Annotated in this window: 2 protein-coding genes; both read left to right on the forward strand. The window is 41.2% G+C overall.

Features of this window, described 5'->3' with window-relative positions; translation table 11 throughout:
• Positions 1-45 precede the first annotated feature (45 nt).
• Positions 46-1173 carry a N4-gp56 family major capsid protein gene (locus ACFIL8_RS09965; RefSeq protein ID WP_375617006.1) on the forward strand — a complete coding sequence of 376 codons (1128 nt, stop codon included), beginning with the start codon at positions 46-48 and terminating at the stop codon, positions 1171-1173.
• A gap of 22 nt (positions 1174-1195) precedes the next feature.
• Positions 1196-1576 carry a hypothetical protein gene (locus ACFIL8_RS09970; protein WP_375689637.1) on the forward strand — a complete coding sequence of 127 codons (381 nt, stop codon included), beginning with the start codon at positions 1196-1198 and terminating at the stop codon, positions 1574-1576.
• The last annotated feature ends 109 nt before the right edge of the window (positions 1577-1685 follow it).

Here is a 1685-nt window from a genome sequence, read left to right on the forward strand (position 1 = left end):
ACCGGCTTTAAGCCGGTTTTTTTACAGCAAAGAAAGGTGAAATCAATGGCAACAACACATATAGGAACCCATGATCCGCAATCGGTGAAATTGTGGTCACAGAAATTAAGCAATGAAGTTTTGAAAGCGACAAAAATTGCCCCTCTTATTGGCAAAAGTTCGAACAGCATTATCCAGCTTTATAACGAAACCCATAAGAGCGCAGGGGATAGTGTTACGTTCAGTTTGCTAGTCAATCTGTTTGGAGATGGTGTCACGCAAGGCGAAACCTTAGAAGGCAATGAAGAAGCGCTTCAATTTATGAATGATCGGTTGGTGATTAACGAGCTTTTACATGCGGCGCGTGTTGCCAATGATGACTCGATTGATCAACAGAGAATCCTCCCGAATTTACGTAAGAAAGCGAAAGAAGGCTTGGTTCGCTGGTATGCCAATCGTTTAAGCATCATGTTCTTTTTGCAGGTATGTGGTTATACAGCCCGTACGATTAGCGTTGATGGTCGAGAAGTGTATATTAAGCCGGTTCATTATGGCTTTAATGAAATCATGGCACCAAGCAGTGAACGGATTATCCGCCCCGATGGGAAAACCAAAGATGAAGATCTTAATGATAAAGCCAAACATAGCTTTAGTTTGAAGCTTATTGATGAAGCGGTTAAACAAGCCAAACTTGCCAATCCGCAAATTTCTCCCGTCCATGTTAACGGTGATGATGTTTACGTTCTCTATTTGCACCCAACACAAGTGATGCAATTGCGTACCAATACAGCCGCTGGTGAGTGGTTAGATATCCAAAAATCTGTTTATGCGACTTCTCGTGCAAAGAACCCAATCTTTGATGGTTCTCTTGGAATGTATAATGGTGTTGTTTTACGCGAAGCTATTCATGTTACCCATGGTGTTAACTCGACAAATAATACAGCGGTAAAAAGTGTGCGTCGTGCGGTGTTCTTAGGAGCGCAGAGTGCGATTATAGGTTTTGGGAAAAATCATAGTGCAACAAATTACACCCTCAAAGAAGAATATTTTGATTATGAACGTGAATTTGGTGTTGCCGCCAAGACTTTGATAGGAATGAAGAAAACTCGTTTCCAAATGCCCAATAGTGCACAAACAGCGCAAGATTTTGGAACGATTGTTATTCCTACCTACAGCGGTGAAGCAGCAGCGTAATCATTAAGGAGGAAAACAAGACATGGCAGATCAATTACCCCCTCCATTACAGGGCAGAAATCTACATACCCAACAGGTAAGTTTCTTACGTTTGAATATCTTACATAAAGAGAAACATCTCACAGAAAAAATCGGGATATTACCCCGTGGTGCTTTAATTACCTCGATAAAAGCGTTTGTGAAGACAGCGTTTTCTGAGACGAAATTGAAGATTGGCAGCACCTATGGCGGCAATGAGTTTGGCGAAAAAGATATCAAAGCCCAAAATACGCAAGATTTTACACCAACAGATCAAAAGGTTTTTACTCCAGAGGATAAAGAAATGACCCTTTATGCAACACGAGATAAAACCACTGATGCTGGTGAGTGTGTTGTGGTCGTGCAATTTGTGACAAATCATTGAGGGGATAAGACATGGCAGATTATTTACCACAGCCCTTGCAAGGGAGAAATCTTCATACGCAGCAGGTAAGCTTTTTGCGTCTTAATTTTAGCTATGAAGATAAAGAAAA

Origin of the sequence: Bartonella sp. AP57NXGY, from assembly GCF_042195805.1 — a bacterium.
GTDB lineage: Bacteria > Pseudomonadota > Alphaproteobacteria > Rhizobiales > Rhizobiaceae > Bartonella.